24 protein-coding genes and 1 pseudogene are annotated in these 24,170 nt (G+C 64.4%); 15 read left to right on the top strand and 10 right to left on the bottom strand.

The annotated features are described in order from the left end of the window. Positions 1-43 precede the first annotated feature (43 nt). Positions 44-2,188, bottom strand: a complete 2,145-nt coding sequence (gene dinG, locus C2H86_RS17690; RefSeq protein ID WP_159409148.1) for an ATP-dependent DNA helicase DinG — start codon at positions 2,186-2,188, stop codon at positions 44-46. Between the two features lie 98 nt (positions 2,189-2,286). Between dinG and C2H86_RS17685 the strand changes: the two genes are divergently transcribed. Further along, the gene (locus C2H86_RS17685) at positions 2,287-2,751 is read left to right on the top strand and encodes a CopD family protein (RefSeq protein WP_159409147.1); all 465 of its coding nucleotides are present in this window, start codon (positions 2,287-2,289) and stop codon (positions 2,749-2,751) included. Positions 2,752-3,043: 292 nt separating this feature from the next. Here C2H86_RS17685 and C2H86_RS17680 read toward each other — a convergent pair whose 3' ends face one another. The 4 genes from C2H86_RS17680 to C2H86_RS17665 form a co-directional block, all read right to left on the bottom strand. After that, a complete protein-coding gene (locus C2H86_RS17680; protein WP_159409146.1) occupies positions 3,044-3,802 on the bottom strand; it encodes a collagen-like protein in 759 nt (252 codons plus the stop codon). Next, positions 3,795-4,070: a DUF1145 domain-containing protein gene (locus C2H86_RS17675; RefSeq protein ID WP_159409145.1), complete on the bottom strand. Its 276-nt coding sequence runs from the start codon at positions 4,068-4,070 to the stop codon at positions 3,795-3,797. Before C2H86_RS17675 ends, C2H86_RS17680 begins: the two co-directional genes overlap by 8 nt. Before the next feature lie 101 nt (positions 4,071-4,171). Continuing rightward, positions 4,172-4,885: an OmpA family protein gene (locus tag C2H86_RS17670; RefSeq protein WP_159409144.1), complete on the bottom strand. Its 714-nt coding sequence runs from the start codon at positions 4,883-4,885 to the stop codon at positions 4,172-4,174. A gap of 88 nt (positions 4,886-4,973) precedes the next feature. Continuing rightward, positions 4,974-5,666, bottom strand: coding sequence for an OmpA family protein (locus tag C2H86_RS17665; protein ID WP_159409143.1), 693 nt, complete (start codon positions 5,664-5,666; stop codon positions 4,974-4,976). 159 nt (positions 5,667-5,825) lie between these two features. On the opposite strand from C2H86_RS17665, the gene C2H86_RS17660 reads away from it, so the two are divergent. The 5 genes from C2H86_RS17660 (at position 5,826) to C2H86_RS17640 (ending at position 10,074) form a co-directional block, all read left to right on the top strand. Further along, positions 5,826-6,320 (top strand): DUF6231 family protein, encoded by a 495-nt coding sequence (locus C2H86_RS17660; RefSeq protein WP_159409142.1) that lies wholly within the window; start codon positions 5,826-5,828, stop codon positions 6,318-6,320. Positions 6,321-6,322: 2 nt separating this feature from the next. Continuing rightward, positions 6,323-6,799: a YchJ family protein gene (locus C2H86_RS17655; protein ID WP_159409141.1), complete on the top strand. Its 477-nt coding sequence runs from the start codon at positions 6,323-6,325 to the stop codon at positions 6,797-6,799. A 2-nt stretch (positions 6,800-6,801) separates the two neighbouring features. After that, positions 6,802-7,278: an LEA type 2 family protein gene (locus C2H86_RS17650; RefSeq protein WP_159409140.1), complete on the top strand. Its 477-nt coding sequence runs from the start codon at positions 6,802-6,804 to the stop codon at positions 7,276-7,278. A 7-nt stretch (positions 7,279-7,285) separates the two neighbouring features. Beyond that, positions 7,286-7,486 carry an SEC-C metal-binding domain-containing protein gene (locus tag C2H86_RS17645; protein ID WP_023379046.1) on the top strand — a complete coding sequence of 67 codons (201 nt, stop codon included), beginning with the start codon at positions 7,286-7,288 and terminating at the stop codon, positions 7,484-7,486. A 146-nt stretch (positions 7,487-7,632) separates the two neighbouring features. After that, positions 7,633-10,074: a penicillin acylase family protein gene (locus C2H86_RS17640; RefSeq protein WP_159409139.1), complete on the top strand. Its 2,442-nt coding sequence runs from the start codon at positions 7,633-7,635 to the stop codon at positions 10,072-10,074. Between the two features lie 46 nt (positions 10,075-10,120). On the opposite strand, the gene C2H86_RS17635 is transcribed toward C2H86_RS17640, so the two are convergent. Both C2H86_RS17635 and C2H86_RS17630 read right to left on the bottom strand, forming a co-directional pair. Further along, the gene (locus C2H86_RS17635) at positions 10,121-10,546 is read right to left on the bottom strand and encodes a type II toxin-antitoxin system HicB family antitoxin (RefSeq protein ID WP_346266723.1); all 426 of its coding nucleotides are present in this window, start codon (positions 10,544-10,546) and stop codon (positions 10,121-10,123) included. 17 nt (positions 10,547-10,563) lie between these two features. Further along, positions 10,564-10,749: a type II toxin-antitoxin system HicA family toxin gene (locus tag C2H86_RS17630; RefSeq protein ID WP_159409138.1), complete on the bottom strand. Its 186-nt coding sequence runs from the start codon at positions 10,747-10,749 to the stop codon at positions 10,564-10,566. Between the two features lie 209 nt (positions 10,750-10,958). Here C2H86_RS17630 and C2H86_RS17625 point away from each other — a divergent pair, with 209 nt between their 5' ends. From C2H86_RS17625 to pdeM, 5 genes are all read left to right on the top strand, one after another. After that, positions 10,959-11,975, top strand: a complete 1,017-nt coding sequence (locus C2H86_RS17625) for a ligase-associated DNA damage response exonuclease (protein ID WP_159409137.1) — start codon at positions 10,959-10,961, stop codon at positions 11,973-11,975. Further along, positions 11,972-13,630 (top strand): ATP-dependent DNA ligase, encoded by a 1,659-nt coding sequence (locus C2H86_RS17620; RefSeq protein ID WP_159409136.1) that lies wholly within the window; start codon positions 11,972-11,974, stop codon positions 13,628-13,630. Before C2H86_RS17625 ends, C2H86_RS17620 begins: the two co-directional genes overlap by 4 nt. A gap of 98 nt (positions 13,631-13,728) precedes the next feature. Then, positions 13,729-14,844 carry a succinylglutamate desuccinylase/aspartoacylase family protein gene (locus C2H86_RS17615; RefSeq protein WP_159409135.1) on the top strand — a complete coding sequence of 372 codons (1,116 nt, stop codon included), beginning with the start codon at positions 13,729-13,731 and terminating at the stop codon, positions 14,842-14,844. Between the two features lie 68 nt (positions 14,845-14,912). Then, positions 14,913-17,363 carry a ligase-associated DNA damage response DEXH box helicase gene (locus tag C2H86_RS17610; protein ID WP_159409134.1) on the top strand — a complete coding sequence of 817 codons (2,451 nt, stop codon included), beginning with the start codon at positions 14,913-14,915 and terminating at the stop codon, positions 17,361-17,363. After that, positions 17,360-18,019, top strand: a complete 660-nt coding sequence (gene pdeM, locus C2H86_RS17605; protein WP_159409133.1) for a ligase-associated DNA damage response endonuclease PdeM — start codon at positions 17,360-17,362, stop codon at positions 18,017-18,019. Before C2H86_RS17610 ends, pdeM begins: the two co-directional genes overlap by 4 nt. Here the strand turns inward: pdeM and C2H86_RS17600 are convergent, their stop codons facing one another. Together C2H86_RS17600 and dcd are read right to left on the bottom strand one after the other, a co-directional pair. Continuing rightward, positions 18,020-18,247, bottom strand: coding sequence for a hypothetical protein (locus C2H86_RS17600; protein ID WP_159409132.1), 228 nt, complete (start codon positions 18,245-18,247; stop codon positions 18,020-18,022). Positions 18,248-18,346: 99 nt separating this feature from the next. After that, positions 18,347-18,913 (bottom strand): dCTP deaminase, encoded by a 567-nt coding sequence (dcd, locus tag C2H86_RS17595; protein ID WP_003258001.1) that lies wholly within the window; start codon positions 18,911-18,913, stop codon positions 18,347-18,349. A gap of 328 nt (positions 18,914-19,241) precedes the next feature. Between dcd and C2H86_RS17590 the strand changes: the two genes are divergently transcribed. Further along, entirely contained in the window at positions 19,242-19,451 is a 210-nt protein-coding gene (locus C2H86_RS17590; protein WP_003254922.1) for a cold-shock protein, read from the top strand. A 143-nt stretch (positions 19,452-19,594) separates the two neighbouring features. On the opposite strand, the gene apbC is transcribed toward C2H86_RS17590, so the two are convergent. Continuing rightward, positions 19,595-20,689 (bottom strand): iron-sulfur cluster carrier protein ApbC, encoded by a 1,095-nt coding sequence (gene apbC, locus C2H86_RS17585; RefSeq protein WP_159409131.1) that lies wholly within the window; start codon positions 20,687-20,689, stop codon positions 19,595-19,597. Positions 20,690-20,845: 156 nt separating this feature from the next. Here apbC and metG point away from each other — a divergent pair, with 156 nt between their 5' ends. The 3 genes and pseudogenes from metG to rsxB form a co-directional block, all read left to right on the top strand. Further along, a complete protein-coding gene (gene metG / locus C2H86_RS17580) occupies positions 20,846-22,885 on the top strand; it encodes a methionine--tRNA ligase (RefSeq protein ID WP_159409130.1) in 2,040 nt (679 codons plus the stop codon). A gap of 89 nt (positions 22,886-22,974) precedes the next feature. Further along, a complete protein-coding gene (locus C2H86_RS17575; RefSeq protein WP_159409129.1) occupies positions 22,975-23,523 on the top strand; it encodes an Rnf-Nqr domain containing protein in 549 nt (182 codons plus the stop codon). After that, a pseudogene (gene rsxB / locus C2H86_RS17570) lies at positions 23,520-24,161 on the top strand (electron transport complex subunit RsxB); the annotation flags it as partial. The gene C2H86_RS17575 and the pseudogene rsxB, both read left to right, overlap by 4 nt. Positions 24,162-24,170: the final 9 nt, after the last annotated feature.

Raw genomic sequence — 24,170 nt, 5'->3', positions numbered from 1 at the left:
GACTGAGTAATGGACAACGGGCCGGCGCATCGTGCTCCGGCCGTCAGGAAATCTCCCGCCGGAATGGCGGCAGCGCATTGAGAATAGCCTTGCCGTAGCGCTGCGTGACCAGGCGCCGATCCAGCAAGGTGATGACGCCGCGATCCTGCTCGGTACGCAGCAGGCGACCGCAGGCCTGGATCAGGCGCAGCGAGGCGTCGGGGACGGCAATCTCCATGAACGGGTTACCACCGCGGGCTTCGATCCATTCGGCCAGGGCAGCTTCGACCGGGTCGTCGGGGACGGCGAAGGGGATCTTGGCGATGACCACATGCTCACAATAGGCGCCTGGCAGGTCGACACCCTCGGCGAAGCTGGCCAGGCCGAACAGCACACTGTGCTGGCCGTCGTCGACCCGCGCCTTGTGCTTGTTCAAGGTTTCCTGCTTGGACAGGTTGCCCTGGATCAGCACCAGCTTGCGCCAGTCACGGTCCAGGCCGTCGAACACTTCCTGCATCTGTTTGCGCGAAGAGAACAGCACCAGTGCGCCACGGGCATCTTCGACGATGCTCGGCAGCTCGCGGATGATCGCCGCGGTGTGTGCCGCTGCGTCGCGTGGGTCGGCCTTGAGGTCGGGGACCCGCAACAGGCCGGCATCGCCATGCACGAACGGGCTTGGGACCACACAGGTGACGGCATCGCGGGGCAACCCCGAGCGCATGCGAAAACGGTCGAACTTGCCCAGCGCGGTCAGCGTGGCCGAGGTCACCAGGGCGCCGTGGGCGACACTCCAGAGGCTGCGCCGTAGCATTTCGGCGGCGAGAATCGGGCTCGCATTGACCTCTATGTCGAACAGCGCGCCGCTTTCGGCCAAGGTCAGCCAACGCGCCATGGGCGGGCTGTCTTCCGGGTCTTCGGCGGTGAACGCGGTCCACAGCTCCCAGTTGCCCTGGGCGCGGGTGACCAGGCTGCCGAACAGCGGGTACCACTCCTCGGCCTGGTGGCTGGCGATGCCGATGTTGACCTCACCGTCCATGCCTTCCTTGAGCAGGTCGGCCAGGCGGGTGAACAGGTCATTGAGGCGAGCGAAGCCCTTTTTCAGCTCGATGCCGACTTCGCGAATCTGCTCCGGCACCACGCCGCCCTCGAAGCGGTAACGCGGGCGCTCTCGGCCTTCGGTGTCCTCGCTCGGGCGGAAGTCGGCGACCTGCTCGCACAGGGTGAACATGAACTGCTGCTGGGTGCGCACTTCCCGCGCCAGCTCCGGCACCTGTTCGATGTACTTGCCCAGGTCGCCCGGCAACGGGTGCTGGGCCAGCAGCTTGGTCAGGTTCTTGGCCGTTTGCTCCAGCCAGTCGGCAGTGGAGCGCAGGCGCGAATAATGGGCGAAGTGGCCGATGGCCTTGTCTGGCAGGTGGTGGCCTTCGTCGAACACATACATTGTGTCGCGCGGGTCGGGTAGCACCGCACCACCGCCCAGGGCCAGGTCGGCCAGGACCATGTCGTGGTTGGTGACGATCACATCGACCTTGCCCATGCCTTCGCGGGCCTTGTAGAACACGCACTGCTGGAAATTCGGGCAGTGGCGGCCGGTGCATTGGCTGTGGTCAGTGGTCAGGCGCGCCCAGTCCTGGTCCTCGATGGCCTCCGACCAGCTGTCGCGGTCGCCGTCCCAACGGTTGCCGGCGAGCTTTTCGATCATGCTGTTGAACAGCTTCTGGCTGCGTTCGTCGACCTCGATGTGGAAGCCTTCTTCTTCGAACAGTTGGGCAGTGGCCGACTGCGCGTGGCCTTCCTGCAGCAGGATGTCGAGCTTGGACAGGCACAGGTAGCGACCGCGGCCCTTGGCCAGGGCGAAGCTGAAGTTCAGGCCGCTGTTACGCATCAGGTCCGGCAGGTCCTTGATGACGATCTGTTCCTGCAAGGCCACGGTGGCGGTGGCAATCACCAGGCGCTTGCCAGCGGCCTTGGCGGCCGGGATCGCGGCCAGCGCGTAGGCGACCGTCTTGCCGGTACCGGTGCCCGCCTCCACCGCAACCACGGCGGGCTCGCCGGCACGGCGGCCGTCGTCGTCACAGGCGATGTCGCCGAGCACCTTGGCCACTTCGGCGATCATCAGGCGCTGGCCATACCGCGGCTTGAGGCTCTTGGCTTCGAGAAAACGCGTGTAGGCGCCCTGGATGGTGGCTTTGAGTTCGTTGCTGATCATGGTCTGCAGGCGCCCGGAGGGCTGGATATATTTTCAGTGTTTCGCATGGGGCGGCTATCATACCCCGCTATTGCCCTTTGTGCCGCATGGAGATCCGGATGCTAGCCTTTGCCCTGCCCTACACATTGCATGTCCTCGCCGCCGTGGTATGGATCGGCGGCATGTTCTTCGCCTGGCTGGTGCTGCGCCCGGCAACGGTTGCAGCCCTTGAAGGGCCTGCCCGGCTGCGGTTGTGGGTGGAAGTTTTCCGACGTTTCTTCGTCTGGGTCTGGCTGGCCGTGGCGATTCTGGCGATAAGTGGTATCGGCATGTTGCACGTGCGTTTCACCGGCTTCGAGACAGCGCCCAAATATGTGCAAGTGATGATTGGCGGCGGGATTGCCATGTTTGCGCTGTTCATGCGCATCCAGGCACTGCTGCTGCCGGAGCTGAAGGCGGCGGTGTTGGCCGAGGACTGGCCGGCAGGCGCCGCCGTGCTGGGGCGCATTCGGCGGATGGTAGGGATCAACCTGCTGCTTGGCCTGGCGGTCGTCGCAGTGGCCAGTTCACGGTTATTGGTCTGAGAGGTCCGGCTTTGGATTATCAGCGTTTTTGAGACCGAGCGCCGCCCGCGCGGCGCATCGCGAGCTGCGCTCGCTCCTACGTTTGTTTCGGGCCAATTCGTCCAGGGAGATTTGCGCGCGTACGCCTTGGCGCATGGCACGAGATCGCGTCGTACCAACAAAGTGTTCGCGCACGTCTGTCCCAGACGTTACTGGCCCGAAACAAACGTAGGAGCGAGCGCAGCTCGCGATGCGCCGCGCGGGCGGCGCTCGATCTCACAGGCGCTACATCTCTAAAGACAGATGTTCAAACTCAGAGGCGCTGCAGGATCAGTTCACCCTCGGCGCCAGCCAACCCAGGCTGCCCCTCCTGCCCCGGCCGGCCATTGGCCCCGGCATCGGTGCGATACACCAGGCAGCCCTTGCTCGCCCCGCCTTTACCGGCCTTGCCGGCAGCCCCGGCCTTGCCCGGCGCACCGCCTTCCAGGCGGACCATGACGCGCTCCTGCGGGAAGCCCTGCGGCAGGCTCAGGCGAATCCGCCCGCCAGGCGCACCGTCATGCCCGTTGCCACCATCATCGCCATTCGCCCCTTTGCTCGCCTGGCCCCAGGTACAGCCTCCCGCCTGGCCATTGGCGCCATCAAGGCCCACGTAGCCTGGCGCTCCGGCGCCACCCCGGGCATCGATGGCCAGGCGCTCGGCATCGACCTCGGCAAGCTTCAACTCCAGACTGCGCCCAGAGCGGGCAGCACGTTCATAGGTGCCGGGCGCTCCTGGCGCGCTGATCTCGCTGCCTTCGCCCAACACCGCTCTGCGAACATCGATGAGCAGCGGTGCTTCGGCGGGCGCGATGGCAATGCGCGCATCGCGGCCCAGTTGCAGATGATCGACCTTCAGATCGGTCAATGTGGCCGGCAACAGCAAGGTCGCCGAGTCCGCCACTCGCAATTGCTCCAGGTGCACGCTGGCCGATTTATTCGGCAGGCGCAGCATGGAATGGGGGGCAACTTCCAGGCTCTGTGCCTGGGCCATGGGGGCGGCCAGCATCGCCAGCAACATCAAATTACGCATGGCGAGGTGCCTCCTGCGGACGGGGAATGGACATGACATGAAAGATACCGGTCAGCAGGATCTGCAGCCGGTCGAACCAGCGATGGCTGCGGCCTCGCAGGCTGCCATTGAAAAACAGCATTTCAAGAAAATGCAGGCTCAGCACAAAAATGCCCAAGGCATTGATCAACAGATTCAACGGCAACGGTTGCGGCATCATCAGGTTGAACAGCACCACGCCCCAGAACGCCACGGTCAGGAACTTGCCCAGACCCAGGATGAACTTCATATCCCGCCCCTACGTGTCTATTTATTGTTATGGCTGCGCGGCCCGAGCAAGCGTGCCGCGCAGCCAACACTACCTGTATGCCCAAGCACACGCCAGCGCAGTCAGTTGAGGTGCAAGTCCACCCGTCGGTTGTGCGCACGCCCTTCATCAGTGGCGTTGTCGGCGATGGGTTCATGGGCGCCACGGCCTTCGCTGGTCACCTTCTGCGGTGCCAGGCCCTGACTGATCAGGTACTCGGCGACACTGGCGGCGCGGCGTTCGGAAAGCGCCTGGTTGTAGCTGTCGGAACCCACGTTGTCGGTATGCCCGACCACCTTGATGCGCGTGACCCCCAGCTCGTTGAGGCGCGGCAGCAGGCTTTTCAGGCGCTCCTCGCTACCTGGGGTGAGGTCGGCGGAGTTGAAGGCGAACATCACCTGGCCCTGGTCGTCGAGAGTGATCACCTCAGGCTTGGGCTCCGGTGCGGGCTGGGACGGTGGGTACTGCGGCAGCGGGCAACCCATGTTGTCGACCGGGGTGTTGGCGGGGGTGTCGGGGCAATAGTCACGACGGTCGAACACGCCGTCGCCATCTTCGTCGCCGTCCTGGGCATAACAGATCAGCCCGCCGGTGATCGCGCCAAGGGCACCGAGGCCTGCCGCCCAGCTCGAGTTTTCGATGGCGCCAAGGCCACCACCCACCGCACCACCGAGCAGGCTGCAGATGGGCCAAGTCCTTTGATTGAGCGGCGCACTGCCATCACTGTGGGTGGCGCAGCCTGCAAGCAGGCCGGTAACCAACAGCAACGGCATCGCCGCCTTCGACATTACACTCATGATGAATGCTCCTGTGTCATCGGCCGCAACCGGCTAGCAGGATTAAAGACGCGCCCGCGCCACTTCTCAAGGCGCGGGCGCCGGGACGTCAACGCTGGATCTTGATCTCGGTGCGACGGTTCATGGCACGCCCCTCGGCCGTGGCATTGTCCGCCACTGGCTGGGTTTCGCCAGCACCTGCCACCGACACGAAGCTCGCGCGAGGCACACCGCTTTCGATCAGGTAGTCGGTTACCGCGTGGGCACGATGCTCGGACAACTTCTGGTTGTACTTGTCGGAGCCGACGCTGTCGGTGTGGCCGGTCACGGACAGACGAGCGCTCGGCGCTTCCTGCTTCAGGCGAGTGGCAATCGTGTTCAGGCGCTCTTTGTCCGCCGCAGTGAGGCGCGAAGAGTTGAACTCGAAATGCACGTCACGAATGACGATCACTTCTTCCTTCTGCACTACCACTTCTTCGACCACAGGAGGCGGCGCAGGCGGGCAGCCATCGGCATCGACCTTCACACCGCGCGGCGTGCCCGGGCACTTGTCACGGCTGTCCGGCACGCCATCACCGTCCTCGTCGCCATCGCCGTGAGCCCAGCAGTAGCCCGCCGCCAGCCCACCACCGAGCAACGCACCCCAGCCAGCCCAGCTGGAGCTCTCGATGGCGCCCAGGCCGGCACCGGTGATACCCCCGACGGCAGCACATTTCGGCCAGTCGGTTTTTTGCAAACCTGCACAACCAGTCAACACACTGGTAAGCAGGACCAGGGGTAACGCTGTGCGTACTATGCTCATTTTCGTAGCTTCTCCTAGGGGAATCGGCACAAGACCGATCTCTGGGAGTAAAGACCGCGCAATTGATCCCTGCCAGCAATAAGCCACGACGCGGCCGCTTGCCTCTATGCCGGCGGACGGCAGCCCGCTAGTCTTGGATGACTTGAACGAGGATTGGCAATGACCGACGGTTTTTCCCAGCGCACCCCGCAACAAGCCCTGGCCGCCCTGCTAGAGCGCTTCACCCCGCAACGCCTGCTGCTGGTGGGTACCCGCTTCCCGGCCCTGGATGCCTTCGCCCAGGCTCACCCCCAGGTGACCATCGAAACCTGTGCGCCGGGGCCATTGCCGGCAGCGCTGGCGGCCCAGCGTTTTGACCTGGCAGTGCTGGTGGACTGCCTGGAGCACTTGCCCAAACGCACCGGCCAGCAACTGCTGGGCGGCATCCGCAACCTCAACGCAAGCCGGGTTGCAGTGCTGGCCGACCTGCCCGCCTGTGGCTGGCAAGACACCGATTTCTTCTCCCTGGCATTGTCGGCCAGCGAGAAATTCCGCCGTGATGAGCAGGTGTTGAGCTTGTTCACCTATGATCTACATGACTACAAGCAGGTCCCGGACTGGCTCAACGCCAAGTTCTGGGCCAACCCCGAAAACTTCGGCAAGTATTGGTGGTGATGATGAGTGTCTCGGTTTGCCCTTGTGGCAGCGGCAACCTGCTCGACGCCTGCTGCGGGCACTACCATGCCGGCACCCCGGCCCCCGACGCCCAGACGCTGATGCGTTCGCGCTACAGCGCCTATGTGCTGGGGCTGGTCGACTACCTGGTCGCCACCACCCTGCCGGCCCAGCAGGCGGAGCTGGACCGCGCCGCCATGGCGGCCTGGAGCGCCCAGAGCACCTGGCTGGGGCTGGAGGTGGTAAGCGCCGAAGTGCTCGGCGGCCAGCCTGAACACGCCTTCGTGACCTTCACGGCCCGCTGGCATAACCAGGAGGGCGACCACCAGCACCGCGAGCGGTCTGCTTTCGTGCAGCACGAGCGACGCTGGTACTTCATCGACCCCACCGTCGCGCTCAAGGCCGGCCGCAACGACCCCTGCCCCTGCGCCAGCGGGCAGAAATTCAAGAAATGCTGCGCCAGCTACGTCGGTAACTGAGCATGATCGCCGCCACCCGCCTGCTCTTGCTCAGCGTCCTGCTGGCGCTGCTGGCGGGCTGTGCGAGCTGGGGCGACGACGACTCGCGCGAGCCGGAGCTGCACCTGGACAAGGTGGAAACGGTGAAGGCGCGGCTGCTGCAACAGGAATTCGTCCTGCACCTGCGCGTCGACAACCCCAACGACAGCCGCCTGTTCATTCGCAACCTGAGCTATTCGGTGTGGCTCGACGACCTGCTGCTGGCGCAGGATGACGTCAGCCTCTGGCGCAGTGTCGGCGGGCATGCCCGGCGCACCTTCAAGATCACGGCGCGAACCAACCTGTGGCAACACCTCAAGCCATTGGCCAAGCTGCTCAAGAACGGGCAGCCGCTGCATTACCGCCTGCAAGGCGAGCTGGAGACCGGGCTGATCTTCCATCAGGACCTGCACTTGTCGCGCAGTGGTGAGATAATCCCCGGCGATCTCATACCGGAGTAACCCTGCAATGACCCAGCAACCCCATGTTCATGGCCCGGACTGCAACCACGGTCACGATCATCATGATCACGACCACGGCCATGTACACGGCCCGCACTGCAATCACGGCCACCAGGAGCCGGTGCGCAACGCCCTGAAGGACGTTGGCCGCAACGACCCGTGCCCGTGCGGCAGCCAGAAAAAGTTCAAGAAGTGCCACGGCGCTTGATCCATTGAACACGGGTACCTGCAGCGGCGATCTCGGCGGTGCAGGTACCGCTGGTAAATAAACCTCCACCGCACCTTGCACGGCGCCTGCGCGCTCACTACCTTAGCGCCTTTCGAACCCCGCTACGCCTCGCAGGAGCCCTTGTCATGGCCGCCCCCGTCCTTCCTCCCTTCCGCCCGCGGTTCACCACCGCCGCAACGCTGCTCGGCATGCTCGGGCTCGCCGGCTGCCAGATGGGTGGCTATCAGGACAGCGTGCCACCGACCACCGGCATGCAGCCGCTCAAGGGCCTGGCGCAGAACGTCTCGGTCCGGCGCAATGCCATGGGCACCCCGCTGATCGAAAGCAGCAGCTTCCATGACGCCCTGTTCACCCTCGGCTACGTGCATGCCAGCGATCGCATCGAACAGATGCTCGCCATGCGCCTGCTCGCCCAGGGCCGCCTGGCAGAGTTGGCCGGCAGCGAAGCGCTGGATATCGATCGGCTGATGCGCGCCGCCAACCTCAAGCAGAGCGCCGCCCAGCAGTACGCCGATGCCTCGCCACGCCTGAAGCGCTTCTTCGAGGTGTATGCCCGTGGGGTCAACGCCTACCTGTTCCGCTACCGCGACAAGCTGCCGGCCAACCTGGCCAGCAGTGGCTATCGCCCGGAGTACTGGAAGCCTGAAGACTCGGCACTGATTTTCAGCCTGTATGCCTTCAGCCAGTCGGTAAACCTGCAGGAAGAACTCAGCGCACTGACCCTGGCGCAGAAAGTCGGCGACGACAAGCTGCCCTGGTTGCTGCCCGGCGCGCCGGACGAGCCCCTGGCTGAGGCCGAGGTGGAAAAACTCAAGGGCCTGAACCTGAGCAGCCAGTTGCCAGGCCTGCCGGCACTGGCGGCGGCCAGCCAGAAACTGGCCGACCTCGATCTGCTCGGCAGCCCCGGTTCAGCCAACCTGGCGCTGGGCCCGCAACGCAGCCGCAGCGGCAAGAGCCTGCTGGCCAGTGACAGCCGCGCAACCTGGGCTTTGAGCCCGGTGCAGATCCACACCGGCAAGTACCAGGTCGCCGGCCTGTCACTGCCGGGCCTGCCCATCGTGCTGGCCGGCTACAACGGCAAGCTGGCCTGGAGCAGCAGCGCGGTGATGGCCGACAACCAGGACCTGTACCTGGAACAGCTGCGTCATGCCGGCAGCCAGGTGACCTACCTGGCCGACGGCAAGTGGCTGCCGGCCCGCGCCCGCAGCGAAACCTTCTTCGTCCGCGGCCAACGCCCAGTGCGCGAGGTGATGTACGACACCCGCCACGGCACCCTGCTGCCCCAGGCGGGGAACGCCAGCCTGGGCCTGGCGTTGAGCCTGCCGCAGCTCAAGGGCGACCGTAGCCTCGATGCGCTGTTCGACCTGACCCGCGCACAAAACATAGAGCGCGCCTTCGACAGCACCCGTGAAGTCGCAACTGCCGCGCTCAACTTCGTCTTCGCCGAGCCCGAACACATCGGCTGGCAAGTCAGCGGCCGCTATCCGAACCGCCGTGAAGGCCAGGGCCTGCTGCCGTCACCGGGCTGGGACGGGCGCTACGACTGGGATGGCTATGCCGACCCGATGCTGCACCCCTATGACCAGGACCCGCCGGCCGGCTGGGTCGCCCACGCCAACCAGAGCAGCCTGCCGCGTGGCTACGGCATGCAGCTGTCCAGCACCTGGTACTACCCCGAGCGCGCCGAGCGCCTGGGCCAGCTGGCCGGCAACGGCCGTCACGACAGCCGCAGCCTGATGGCCCTGCAGAACGACCAGGTGACGCTGCTGGCCGACAAGCTCAAGCAGATGTTCGACGCCCCCGGCATGGCCCAGCCACTCAAGCAGGCAATCGACGCGCTGCCTGCGGCCCAACGTGACAAGGCACGCGACGCCCTGGCCCGGCTGAAGGCCTTCGATGGCCGCCTGAGCCCGGTGTCGGCGGATGCGGCGCTGTACGAGCTGTTCCTCCAGGAAGTGACCCGGCAGACCTTCCTCGACGACCTCGGCCCGGAATCGAGCCCCGCCTGGCAAGCATTCGTCAGCAATGCCCGCCTGTCGTACTCGGCACAGGCCGACCACCTGCTGGGCCGTGACGACAGCCCGTTCTGGGACGATCGCAGCACGCCGCAGAAAGAAGACAAACCGACCATCCTCGCCCGCAGCCTGGCCGCTGCCGTGGATGCCGGCACCGCGCAACTGGGCAGCGACCGCCGTGCCTGGCAGTGGGGCAAGCTGCACCAATACCGCTGGCCGGCCCCTGCCTACCACGGCCTGGGTGATGCACTGAGCCGCTCGCCGATGGCCGCCGGTGGCGACTTCAGCACCCCAGCCTTGACCCCTTACGCCTGGGGCAGCGATTTCGACACCCGCCTGCCGGCCTCGGCGCGAATGATCGTCGACTTCGGCCAGACCGAGCCGCTGCAGGTTCTGACCAGCAACGGCCAGTCGGGCAACCCGGCCAGCTCGCACTACGGCGACGGGCTGGACGCCTGGTTCAAGGGGCGGTTCATGAGCTTGCCGCTGCAGCCGCAGAACTTTGGGCGGGCCTATGGCAGCCAGCGGTTGACGCTGGTGCCGGGCCGCTAGTGAAAAAAAGCCGCCTGGACTGGCGGCTTTTTGTTTCGTGGTGGCGTCAAGCAGTGACGACAGCGAGTTCGATTCGCTGACCGAGCACATGCAATGCATGCTCGACCTGCTCAATCTTGGAACGATGCAACAGATCCACCAGGCGATCGACCTGAGGACGATTGACGCCCAGCCGCCGTGCCATCTCTGTTTTGCTCACTTTCTGTTCAATCATGGTGTTCCAGAGAGCTGCCTTCGCCGCCGTCAGAGCCGGCAAACGTACGACAGGCTGATCAGCCGATCTCATTGCAGGCAGCGGTATCGCAATCTTCTGGTCAACATAGAACGAAAGCGCGGACTCCATGGCGTCCACAGCATCGAACAGGGCTTCTTCCTCGGTATCGCCTGCACTGGACATCTCAGGCACATCCGGGCAACTGATCCAGACACTGCCCGCCTCCCGATGAATGATTACTGGATAGTCGAAGATCATTGTGCTCTCCCCTAATTTCAACTTTCGCTCAGGCCCAGGTCGCTAAGAATCTTTCTTCTGAGCCCTTCGCTAATTTCTTTGGCACCATGGTCCGGGAAAATTGTCTGGCGATTACCGAGGTAAACCTTGAAATGGCTGCCTTTGGCCGGAACGAACGTAGCACCTCGGGCACGAAGCCATCGGCGAAATTCACTGTATTTCATATGGGCCTTGGATCATCTACTGTGCGGTGGACGCACCCAGAACGCAACATTTTTGTTGCGCAAAATCAATGGAGCCCATAGTTAACCGCGAATGCCGCTTCTGCGTTCCTGTATGCCGTGTAGTCCATTTCCTTCAATCAAACCGCTCGAACTTCCTTCACCCCGCGTCACTCCTAACAATTACTCCCTGCAACCAGCGCACCCAAGCCATGGACCTCGTCATCGCCCGCCCCGAAGGCCTGTACTGCCCGCCCGGCGACTTCTACATAGACCCCTGGCGCCCGGTCGAACGTGCCGTGATCACCCATGGCCATGGCGACCATGCCCGCACCGGCAACAGCCACTACCTGACCGCAGCCCCCGGCGCTGGCATCCTGCGTAGCCGACTGGGCCAGGACATCGACCTGCAGACCCTGCCGTACGGTGAACGCATCCAACATCACGGCGTCACCTTAAGCCTGCACCCGGCCGGCCATGTGCTGGGTTCGGCGCAGGTGCGACTTGAGTATCAGGGCGAAGTCTGGGTCGCTTCGGGTGATTACAAGGTCGAGCCGGATGGCACCTGCGCAGCCTTCGAGCCGGTGCGCTGCCATACCTTCATCACCGAGTCCACTTTCGGCCTGCCCATCTACCGCTGGCCGAGCCAGGCGCACATCTTTGCCGGGATCAATGCCTGGTGGCGGAGCAATTGCGAGCAGGGCAAGGCCAGCGTGCTGTTCTGCTACGCCTTCGGCAAGGCTCAGCGAATTCTCCACGGCCTGGACCCGGACATCGGGCCGATCCTCGTGCATGGCGCTGTCGAGCCGCTGAACCGGGTCTACCGCGAAGCCGGTGTACATCTGCCGAGCACCCGCTATGCCGGTGATGTCCCGCGCAATGACCCGCTGCTGCGCCAGGCATTGATCCTGGCGCCACCCTCTGCCGCAGGCAGCAGCTGGATGCGCCGTTTCGGCGAATACAGCGATGCCTTTGCCAGTGGCTGGATGCTGTTGCGCGGTACCCGGCGACGGCGCGGGGTGGACCGCGGCTTCGTACTGTCCGACCACGCCGACTGGCCGGGGCTGCTGTGGGCCATCGGCCAGACCGGAGCCGAACGGGTCATGGTTACCCACGGCTCGGTAAACGTGTTGGTGCGCTACCTCAGCGAACAAGGGCTGGATGCCCGTGCGTTCATCACCGAGTACGGCGAAGAGGATGACACTATTGCCAAGGAGCCAGAGGCATGAAAACCTTCGCCGAACTGTACCTGCGCCTGGATGCCACCACCTCCAGCAATGCCAAGCTCGAAGCTCTGCGTGACTACTTTGCGGCAGCGCCCGCCGCAGATGCCGCCTGGGCTGTCTATTTCCTCGCTGGCGGGCGTCCCCGCCAGCTGGTGCCGACCCGTGTGCTGCGTGAGCTGGCCACGGCGTTGGCGGGGTTGCCCGAATGGTTGTTCGAAGAGAGCTATCAGGCGGTGGGCGACCTGGCCGAAACCATCTCGCTGCTGTTGCCCGAAGCCGCCCATGCCAGCGACGACGGCCTGGCATACTGGGTCGAAGCCCAACTGCTGCCCTTGCGTGGCCTGCCTGCCGAAGAACTACAGCAACGCCTGCTCCCCTTGTGGGCACAACTGGACCGTCCCAGCCTGATGCTTTGCCTGAAACTGATCACCGGCAGCTTTCGTGTCGGGGTGTCCAAGCTGCTGGTCACCCGCGCCCTGGCACAACTGGCCGGGCTGGATGCCAAGCGCGTGGCCCAGCGACTGGTCGGCTATACCGATATCGGCCATCGCCCGACAGCCGCCAGTTATCACAAGCTGATCGCCGAAGAATCCGCTGATGAACATAGCCAGCGCGGCGGCCAACCGTACCCATTCTTCCTGGCTCACGCCCTGCAGGCCCCACTAGAACAATTCGAAGCCCTGCTCGGTCCGCCAGCTGCGTGGCAAATCGAATGGAAATGGGATGGCATTCGCGCCCAGGTGGTAAAGCGCGAGGGTCAGCTGTGGGTCTGGTCACGGGGCGAAGAACTGGTCACCGAGCGCTTTCCCGAGCTGCACGGCCTGGCCGAAAGCTTGCCGGACGGCACGGTGCTCGACGGCGAGATTCTGGTCTGGAAGCCGGGCGTCAGCGCCGATGCACCGGCTGTGCAACCGTTCGCCGTGCTGCAGCAGCGCCTTGGCCGCAAGACTCTGGGCAAGAAGCTGCTGGCTGACGCCCCGGTCGTACTGCAAGCCTATGACTTGCTGGAATGGCAAGGCGAGGACTGGCGCAGCCGCCCGCAACATGAACGGCGCCAGCAGTTGCAGCGTCTGGTGGCAGAGTGCCCGTTGGCCCCACTGCTGCTTTCACCGCTGCTCGATGGCAACGACTGGAGCGACCTGGCCCGGCAACGCGAGCAGTCGCGCAACCTGGGGGTGGAGGGGCTGATGCTCAAGCAGCGTGATGCCCTGTACGGTGTAGGCCGGACCAAGGACATGGGCCTGTGGTGGAAATGGAAGATCGACCCGTTCAGCGTCGATGCGGTGCTGATCTATGCCCAACGCGGCCATGGCCGCCGCGCCAGCCTTTACAGCGACTACACCTTCGCTGTGTGGAATGGGCCAGCGGGCACGCCCGACCGCGCGCTGGTGCCCTTCGCCAAGGCTTATTCCGGGCTCAGCGACGAAGAGATGCGCAAGGTAGATGCGATCATTCGCAAGACCACGGTGGAAACCTTCGGGCCGGTGCGTAGCGTCACCCCGACGCTGGTGTTCGAATTGGGCTTCGAGGGCATTGCGCTGTCCAAACGCCACAAGAGCGGCATTGCCGTCAGGTTTCCGCGGATGTTGCGCTGGCGCCTGGACAAGCCGGTCGAGGAAGCCGATGACCTGGCCAGCCTGCAGGCATTGCTGGTCTGAAAGAAGGCAACGCGGTGAGGCGCGATATCGCAAATTATGCTTCTATCTTTGAGCCGACCCGTGTCGCAGACCGTTTTCGCCACGCAGCCAGGACCACCATGCACCATTCGACCCACGACCTGCTTTCGCCCGTACCGGGCATTACCCGCCAATTGCACAGCTTCCACTTCGGCCCACGCGGTGGCGCCAAGGTGTATATCCAGGCCTCGCTGCATGCCGATGAACTGCCCGGCATGCTGGTGGCCTGGCATCTCAAGCGCCGCCTGGCCGAGCTGGAACAGCAGGGTCGCCTGCTGCGCGAGATCATCCTGGTACCGGTGGCCAACCCGGTCGGCCTGGAGCAGGTGATGCTGGACGCCCCCCTTGGCCGTTTCGAGCTGCAGAGCGGCGAGAATTTCAACCGCAATTTCGTCGACCTGTCCGACAGCATCGGCGACCAGATCGAAGGCCACCTGACCCAGGACCCAGCCCACAACCTGGCGCTCATCCGCGAATACCTGCGGCGTGGCCTGGACGCCCACCCGGCGCGCACGCCCTTGCAGTCCCAGCGCCTGACCCTGCAACGACTGGCCTGCGATGCCGATCTGGTACTGGACCTGCACTGCGACTTCGAAGCGGTCGAACACCTCTACACCACGCCGGAAGCCTGGCCGCAGGTCGAGCCCCTGGCGCGCTACCTGGGCGCCCAGGCCAGCCTGCTGGCCACTGATTCCGGCGGGCAGTCGTTTGACGAATGCTTCAGTCTGGTCTGGTGGCAACTACAGCAACGCTTTGGCAAGCACTTCCCGATCCCGCTGGGCAGCGTTTCGGTCACCGTCGAACTGCGTGGCCAGGCCGACGTCAGCCATGACCTGGCCAACCAGGACTGCCAGGCGATTCTCGACTACCTGACCCACGCCAGTGTCATCGAAGGCACTACCGCACCACTGCCGGAGCTACCACGCCCGGCCACGCCACTGGCCGCCGTCGAACCCGTGGCCGCGCCCCTGGGCGGCCTGCTGGTGTACCACGCCCGCCCAGGCGAGCACCTGGAGGCCGGGCAGTTGATCGCCGAAGTCATCGACCCGCTCAACGACCGGGTGACTGCCGTGCGCAACAGCCAGCCCGGCCTGCTCTATGCCCGCAGCGTGCGGCGCATGGCCACGGCCGGCATGGTCATCGCCCATGTCGCCGGTGAGCAGGTGTTGCGCAGCGGCTACCTGCTGGCCAACTGATCGGGTAAAACCAATGCATGCGGCGAGTGGTCTGTAGAAACACAGCCTTCTCAGGACTGCTTGCACGCATGCCCGCCTCTTCCGACCTTGCCAATGCTTGGTTCACTGCCCGTGGCTGGAAGCCCTTCGCCTTCCAGCGCCAGGTATGGGCTGCGGTTGGCCGTGGAGACTCCGGGCTGCTGCATGCCAGCACCGGAGCGGGCAAGACTTACGCGGTCTGGCTGGCGGCATTGCGTGCCTTCGCCAAGCCAGCCGCCGGGCGCCAGCCTGCGGCGCTGCAAGTGCTCTGGATCACGCCCATGCGCGCACTGGCCGCTGATACTGCGCGCGCCCTGCACACGCCGCTGGATGAGCTTGGCCTGAACTGGACGGTCGGCGTGCGCAGCGGCGATACCGGCAGCGCCGAGCGCGCTCGCCAGGCCCGGCGCCTGCCAAGCGCCCTGATCACCACGCCGGAAAGCCTGACCCTGCTGCTGACCCGGGCGCAAGCCGCCGAAGACTTCGCCAGCCTGCGCCTGGTGGTGGTGGATGAATGGCACGAACTGCTTGGCAACAAGCGCGGCGTACAGCTGCAACTGGCCTTGGCCCGGTTGCGTCGCTGGCAACCAGGCCTGATCACCTGGGGCTTGTCGGCCACGCTCGGCAATCTGCCGCACGCCCTTGAGGTGCTGTTGCCGGGAGGAGGCCTGCTGGTGAAAGGCCGCCAGGACAAGCAGCTGGTCGTCGACACCTTGCTGCCCGATGCCATCGAGCGCTTCCCCTGGGCAGGGCACATGGGCCTGAAGATGCTCGACCAGGTTGCCCAGCAACTCGACGACAGCGCCAGCAGCCTGGTGTTCACCAACACCCGCGCCCAGGCCGAGCTCTGGTACCAGGCCCTGCTGGATGCCCGCCCCGACTGGGCAGGGCAGATCGCCCTGCACCATGCCTCGCTGGCTCGGGCCACACGCGACTGGGTAGAACTCAGCCTCAAGCAGGGCACGCTCAAGGCGGTGATCTGTACCTCCAGCCTGGACCTCGGGGTGGACTTCCTGCCAGTCGAACGGGTGCTGCAGATCGGCTCGGCCAAAGGCATTGCCCGCCTCATGCAGCGCGCCGGGCGCTCTGGCCACGCGCCAGGGCGCCGCTCACGCATCACCCTGGTGCCGACCCATAGCCTGGAGTTGGTGGAAGCTGCCGCAGCCCGCGCCGCACTGGCTGCCGGCCACATCGAAGCGCGCCGCTCGCCGCGCCTGTGCCTGGACGTGCTGGTTCAGCATCTGGTCAGCATGGCCCTGGGCAGTGGCTTTCGCCCCGGCGAACTGCTCGAGGAAGTGCGCAGCACCTGGGCTTTCCGTGACTTGCGCGACAGCCAGTGGCAATGGGCACTGGATTTTGTCAATCACGGTGGCCACGCACTGACTGCCTACCCCGACTATCAGCGTGTCGAAGCACACCCCGACGGGGTCTGGCGGGTGGCCAGCGAGCGTCTGGCGAGGCGTCACCGCATGGGCATCGGCACCATCGTCAGCGAAGCCAGCCTGCAGCTCAAGTATTGGAGCAAGGGTGGCGGCGGCAAGCACCTGGGCAGTGTCGAGGAAGCCTTCATTGCCCGCCTGCGCCCTGGCGACACGCTGGTATTTGCCGGCCGGGTCCTGGAGTTGGTTCGGGTGGAAGGCATGACCGCCTACGTGCGCCGCAGCACCGCGCGCAAGGCCGCCGTGGCGCGCTGGAATGGCGGGCGCATGCCGCTGTCCAACGAACTGGCCGATGCACTGGTCGAGCAGCTCGATGCTGCCGCCCATGGGCGCTACCTCGGCCCGGAGATGCAGGCCGTACGGCCGTTGCTGGCCTTGCAGGCGCAGTGGTCGGCCTTGCCCAGCTGCAGCACGCTGCTGGCCGAAACGCTGGCATCGCGCCAGGGCTCGCACCTGTTCCTCTACCCCTTCGCCGGGCGCATGGCCAACCTGGGCCTGGCCAACCTGATCGCCTGGCGGGTGAGCCGGGTGCAGCCGCTGTCGGTCTCCATCGCCGTGAACGACTATGGTTTCGAGCTGCTCAGCCCCAGTACCGTGGATTGGGCCAGCTGCCTGCCTGAGGCGCTGTCTGGCGACAACCTGCTGGAGGATGTGCTGGCTAGCCTGAATGCCGGCGAGATGGCGTTGCGGCGGTTTCGTGAAATCGCCCAGATCGCCGGGTTGGTATTCGGCGGTTATCCGGCCGCGCAGAAGAGCACGCGACAGATTCAGGCCTCCAGCGGGTTGTTCTATGAAGTATTCCGCAAACATGACGCCGACAACTTGCTGCTCGGCCAGGCACGCGATGAAGTACTGAGCGAAGAACTGGAGATCGAGCGCCTGCACCGCCAGTTGCTCAAGATGCACAGCCTGCAACTGGACCTGCGCACGCTGCAGCGGCCCGGGCCCCTGGCGTTTGCCCTGCTGGTCGAAGGCATGCGCGAGACCCTGAGCACGGAAAAGTTGGCAGACCGCATTGCACGAATGGTCGCCGACCTGGAAAAAGCGGCAAACCGGCCATGAACAGTTACTTGTCGATCGAGCACTGCGGCGAAACGCTCTGGCTGTTGCCGGACAAGGCCATCTACTGGCCGGCCCGCCGCACCTTGCTGGTGGCTGACGTCCATATCGGCAAGGCGGCAAGCTACCGAGCCCTGCATCAACCCGTTCCGCGAGGCACCACAACCGCCACCCTGGCACGCCTGGATGCGTTGCTGAACACCTATGACTGCGAGCAGTTGGTCATCCTCGGTGACTTCCTTCATGCGCGCGCTGCACATTCGCCCGGCACGCTGGCCAGCCTGCACAGGTGGAAAAAAAGCCATGGCGCGGTGAAGGTGGTGCTGGTACGTGGCAACCATGATCGCCATGCCGGCGACCCGCCTGAGGAACTTGGAATCGAGGTAAGGGATGAGCCTTTGTTGCTGGAACCCTTTGCCCTGCGGCACGACCCCCTGCCTCACCCCACCCACCCGGTGCTGGCCGGCCATGTCCATCCGGTCTATGTGCTGCGAGGGCGGGCACGGCAACGGCTCAGGCTGCCTTGCTTTCTGATCGACGCTCAAGTCAGCCTGTTACCGGCGTTCGGCGAATTTACCGGGGGATGGACGATCGAGCCTGGCTCGGGCGCGCGCGCATTCGTCGCTGGGGGCGATCGGGTGTGGGCACTCGCCTACTAGTCAGGCTACGGGAGACGGTGGTGGCTCGTCCGGCAGGGTCGGCTCACCCGGTTCCATGGGCGGATGTTCGCCTGGCTCTGGCGGTTGCGGCGTATCGGGGTCAGGCTGGTGCGGAACGCCACCGGCCTGCAGTGGCAAGGGATGCGCCAGCAGTGACCACGCCAGCAACCCGATCTGGTTGGGCTGCAGTACGGCCAGCTTGGCACTGATTGTGGGGTTGAGTTTCATAGGCAGCTCCTGGACGAGGGCCGACACGCTGCATACGTATCGGCGCTGTTCAAACTCTTGGAGTGCCATCAGGGAAACTAATTCCCCGCGCTCGTCGGATCAGGTGCGAGGCAGGGTGACGCCGCGCTGCCCCTGGTACTTGCCGCCACGGTCCTTGTACGACACTTCGCATTCTTCGTCGGACTGCAGGAACAGCATCTGCGCCACGCCTTCGTTGGCGTAGATCTTCGCCGGCAGCGTGGTGGTGTTGGAGAACTCCAGGGTCACGTGGCCTTCCCACTCCGGCTCGAGCGGGGTGACGTTGACGATGATGCCGCAGCGGGCGTAAGTGCTCTTGCCCAGGCAGATGGTCAGCACGTCACGCGGGATGCGGAAGTACTCGACGGTACGGGCCAGGGCAAAGGAGTTCGGCGGGATGATGCAGACGTCGCTCTTGATGTCGACGAAGCTGCCGGCGTCGAAGTTCTTCGGGTCGACGGTGGCCGAGTTGATGTTGGTGAACACCTTGAATTCGTCGGCGCAGCGCACGTCGTAACCGTAGCTGGAGACGCCGAAGGAGATGACCCGGCTGTCCTGCTCGCCGCGCACCTGGCGCTCGACGAACGGTTCGATCATGCCGTGTTCCTGCGCCATGCGGCGAATCCACTTGTCCGATTTGATGCTCATGGCGGGGTGTCCTGAAGAGTTGCGAGGGGAAAATCCAGACGCGCATCTTACCGGTCCCGGCGCCCGGGTTAAAGTTCCAGTGCCTCATCCCACGCCAGACGGGGGCTGCAGCCGCCGTCGATCCGAATTTGCGTAAAGCGTTCACAGACCATTGGCAGCTCGTGGAAAGTGGGGTAAGGTGGCGCCACTGTGCTGCACGTGACACCGAGAATCTCTAGTTTGATGCACGATCCTGATCGGCCCATCGCTGAATTTTCTGCTCTCTTTGCGCTCAGTCCCGGCCAGGGTTTTTCCTGACCGTTATCAAATTGTCCAAGGAGACAGAAAAATGTCCAACCGTCAATCCGGTGTTGTTAAGTGGTTCAACGATGAGAAAGGCTACGGCTTCATCACCCCTCAGTCGGGCGACGACCTGTTCGTGCACTTCAAAGCCATCCAAGCTGACGGCTTCAAAACCCTGAAAGAAGGCCAGGCTGTTACTTTCGTCGCTACCCGCGGCCAGAAAGGCATGCAGGCTGAAGAAGTTCAAATCGCCTAAGTCGATTGAGCTTCCTAGCTTTCAAAAAAACCCGCCTTCTGGCGGGTTTTTTTATGCCTGTCAGAAACACATGCGAGGTCCTGTGGGAGCGGCCTTGCGTCGCGAAAGGGTCGCGAAGCAAGGCCACTCCCACAGATACCGCGTCAATCTTCGCTGATGGTGATGCTCGGCATCGCCGGCGCCGCCGCTTCTTGCAGCACGATCCGTGCGCCCACCTGACGGGCCAGCTCCTGGTAGACCATGGCAATCTGACTTTCCGGCTCGGCGATCGCCGTCGGCTTGCCGCTGTCGGCTTGCTCGCGGATCAGCATCGACAGCGGCAGCGAGGCCAGCAGTTCGACGCCGTATTGCGCTGCCAGCTTCTCGCCACCGCCTTCACCGAACAGGTGCTCGGCATGGCCGCAGTTCGAGCAGATGTGCACGGCCATGTTTTCCACTACGCCCAGCACCGGGATGTTGACCTTGCGGAACATCTCCACGCCCTTCTTGGCATCCAGCAGGGCCAGGTCCTGTGGCGTGGTGACGATCACCGATCCGGCCACCGGCACCTTCTGCGCCAGGGTCAGCTGGATATCGCCGGTCCCCGGTGGCATGTCGATGACCAGATAATCCAGGTCGTCCCAGGCAGTCTGGGTCACCAACTGCAGCAACGCACCGGACACCATCGGCCCACGCCAGACCATCGGTGTGTTGTCATCGGTGAGGAACGCCATGGACATGACTTCCACACCATGAGCCTTGATCGGCACGAACCACTTCTGCTCACGGATCTGTGGGCGGGTACCCTCGGCGATACCGAACATCACGCCCTGGCTGGGGCCATAGATGTCGGCATCTAGAATGCCCACGCGGGCGCCTTCACGGGCCAGGGCCAAGGCCAGGTTGGCGGCGGTGGTCGACTTGCCGACCCCGCCCTTGCCCGAGGCCACGGCAATGATGTTCTTGACGTTGGCCATGGCTGGCACCTGGGCCTGGGCCTTGTGCGCGGCGACCACGCAGTCGATCGACACCTGGGCCGAACTGACACCGTCGAGGTTCTCGATCGCGGTCTGCAGCACCTGGGCCCAGCCGTTCTTGAACAGGCCGGCGGCATAACCCAGCTGCAACTGCACAGCGACCTGCCCGCCCTGGATGTCGATGGCGCGCACGCAACCGGCGCTGACCGGGTCCTGGTTCAGGTAGGGGTCGGTGTACTGGCGAAGCACGCCTTCGACGGCGGCACGGGTGACGGCACTCATGGACACTCCCATTGGCAAACTGAGTACGAAACAGACGCCTATCCTAACCCGTCAATCGTCAGCAGATGCGTGCTTGGGGTGAAATATCTTCGCCGGCCCTTTATAGTGGCCGATCACCCTCATTTTTACCCGAGCCAGATAAGTAGCCGAGCCACCATGTCCGAGCCACGTCAGATTCTCGTTACCAGCGCCCTGCCCTACGCCAATGGATCCATCCACCTTGGCCATATGCTGGAGTACATCCAGACGGACATGTGGGTGCGCTTCCAGAAGCTGCGCGGCAACCAGTGCATCTACGTCTGCGCCGACGATGCCCACGGTTCGGCCATCATGTTGCGTGCCGAGAAGGAAGGCATCACCCCGGAGCAGCTGATCGCCAATGTCCAGGCCGAGCACAGCGGTGACTTCGCCGACTTCCTGGTGGACTTCGACAACTTCCACTCCACCCACAGCGACGAAAACCGCGAGCTGTCGAGCCTGATCTACGGCCGCCTGCGCGACGCCGGGCACATCGCCACCCGTTCTGTGACCCAGTACTTCGACCCTGAAAAGGGCATGTTCCTCGCCGACCGTTTCATCAAGGGCACCTGCCCGAAATGCGCGGCTGAAGACCAGTACGGCGACAACTGCGAAAAATGCGGCGCCACTTATGCCCCGACCGAGCTGAAGAACCCCAAGTCGGCGATCTCCGGTGCCACCCCGGTACTGCGCGATTCCCAGCACTTCTTCTTCAAGCTGCCGGACTTCCAGGCCATGCTGCAGCAGTGGACCCGCAGCGGTACCCTGCAGGACGCCGTCGCCAACAAGCTCGCCGAATGGCTGGATTCCGGCCTGCAGGAGTGGGACATCTCGCGTGATGCGCCGTACTTCGGCTTCGAGATCCCAGGCGAACCAGGCAAGTACTTCTACGTTTGGCTGGACGCGCCGATCGGCTACATGGCCAGCTTCAAGAACCTCTGTGCGCGCCGCCCGGAGCTGGACTTCGACGCGTTCTGGAACGAAGGCTCCAAGGCCGAGCTGTACCACTTCATCGGCAAGGACATCGTCAACTTCCACGCCCTGTTCTGGCCAGCCATGCTCGAAGGCGCCGGCTTCCGCAAGCCGACCGCAGTCAACGTGCACGGCTACCTGACCGTCAACGGCGCCAAGATGTCCAAGTCGCGCGGCACCTTCATCAAGGCCCGCACCTACCTGGATCACCTGCAGCCGGAATACCTGCGCTACTACTACGCAGCCAAGCTTGGCCGCGGCGTCGATGACCTCGACCTGAACCTCGAGGACTTCGTGCAGAAGGTCAACTCCGACCTGGTCGGCAAGGTGGTCAACATCGCCAGCCGTTGCGCCGGCTTCATCCACAAGGGCAATGCTGGTGTGATGGTCGCGGGCGATGCTGCGCCGGAGCTGACCGAGGCCTTCCTCGCGGCCGCCCCGTCGATCGCCGAAGCCTATGAAGGCCGCGACTTCGGCCGCGCCATGCGCGAAATCATGGCCTTGGCCGACCGTGCCAACGCCTGGATCGCCGACAAGGCTCCTTGGTCGCTGGCCAAGCAGGAAGGCAAGCAGGACGAAGTCCAGGCCATCTGCGCCCAGGGCATCAACCTGTTCCGCCAGCTGGTGATCTTCCTCAAACCGGTGCTGCCGCTGCTCGCCGCCGATGCCGAGGCATTCCTCAACGTCGCGCCGCTGACATGGAACGACCATCAGTCGCGCCTGGAAAACCACCAGCTGAACCCGTTCAAGGCGCTGATGAGCCGTATCGAACCGGCCAAGGTCGAAGCCATGGTCGCCGCCAGCAAGGAAGACCTGCTGGCCGCCGAGGCCCAGGCTCCGGCCGGCAACGGCGAGCTGACCAAGGACCCGCTGTCTGCCGAAATCGAGTTCGACACCTTTGCCGCGGTTGACCTGCGCGTCGCGCTGATCGTCAAGGCTGAAGCCGTGCCTGGCGCCGACAAGCTGCTGCAGCTGACCCTGGACATCGGCGACGAGCGCCGCAACGTGTTCTCCGGCATCAAGTCGGCCTATCCGGACCCCTCCCAGCTGGAAGGCCGCCTGACCATGATGGTGGCCAACCTCAAGCCCCGGAAAATGCGCTTTGGCGTGTCCGAGGGCATGGTCATGGCGGCCGGCCCTGGCGGCGAAGAGATCTACCTGCTCAGCCCTGACAGCGGCGCCAAGCCAGGTCAGCGCATCAAGTAAGCCTCCTGCCCCGGCCTCACCGCCGGGGCAGTTCCATCTGCAGCGCCAATGCCGGACGCTCCAGGCGATTCACGGCTATCGTCATTCACATGAACGACTACATGCTGATCCTCGCCAGCGCTGCGCTGTTCAGCCACCTGCTCCTGCAACAACGGCCGTTGAGCCGGCTGCGCCTGCAGGTCTGCGGCCTGGCAGGCGCCCTTTCGATAGCGCTCGGGGCAAGCGGCGGGCAAGCGCTCGACCGCTTGATCATCGCGCCCTGGCATTTGCAGGACTTGCGCCTGTTCCTGCTGCTGCCCTGGCTGGCGTTGCTGGCATGGGGCGTGCCACAGGTGTTGGCCAGGCTACGCCCGCAGTGGCCCACCGGGGACCTTGAGCTGCCCTTGCTGGGCAATGCCTTGCTGCTGGGCCTGCTGCTGCAGGTGACGGGGGATGGCACCTCAGTGCGGGCAACGTTGTGTTGGGGGATAGTGGCCGGCCTGGGCTTCTGGCTTGCGTTGGTGCTGTTCGACGACCTGCACCAGCGCAGCCAGCACCCTGACGTACCGGCCGCGCTACGCGGCTTGCCCATTACATTGATCGGTACAGGGGTCATGGCCCTGGCGTTCTCGGGATTCAACGGACTTTTCACTCAATGAACTTGATTCAACGCATTGACGCCTTGTTACCGCAGACCCAGTGCGGCAAATGCGGCCACAATGGCTGTCGGCCCTACGCCGAAGGCCTGGCTGCGGGCGAGGCCATCAACAAGTGCCCGCCAGGCGGTAGCGAAACCATCGCCGCGCTGGCTGCGCTGCTGGAGGTGCCACTGCTGGCGCCAGACCCGCAACGAGGAAGCGCACCGCCCCAGGTCGCCTACATTCGCGAAGCCGAATGCATCGGTTGCACCAAATGCATCCAGGCCTGCCCGGTCGATGCCATCGTTGGCGCCGCCAAGCTGATGCACACGGTCATCGCCAGCGAATGCACCGGCTGTGACTTGTGCCTGGCGCCCTGCCCGGTCGATTGCATCGACATGCACCCACTACCAGCTACAGTGGTGCCAATTGTCAGCGGCCTGGCCCATACCCCCGAACAAATGCAGGCCCGCCGCCAGCGCCGCGATCATGCGCGCCAGCGCCACGAACAACGTAACGCCCGCCTGCAACGCGATATCGCGCGCCGGGAGGCACAACGCCTGGCACGTGCGGCCGGGGCCACACAAGGCGCGCCAGACGCGATCAAGGCCGCCCTCGAGCGGATCAAGGCGCAACAAGCCGCCGCTGTCGATGCTGCGCCTACAGCG

Origin of the sequence: Pseudomonas putida (genome assembly GCF_009883635.2) — a bacterium.
GTDB lineage: Bacteria > Pseudomonadota > Gammaproteobacteria > Pseudomonadales > Pseudomonadaceae > Aquipseudomonas > Aquipseudomonas putida_W.
The sequence above is the reverse complement of the archived record's forward strand: the minus strand, read 5'-3'. Positions and strand labels throughout refer to the sequence as shown.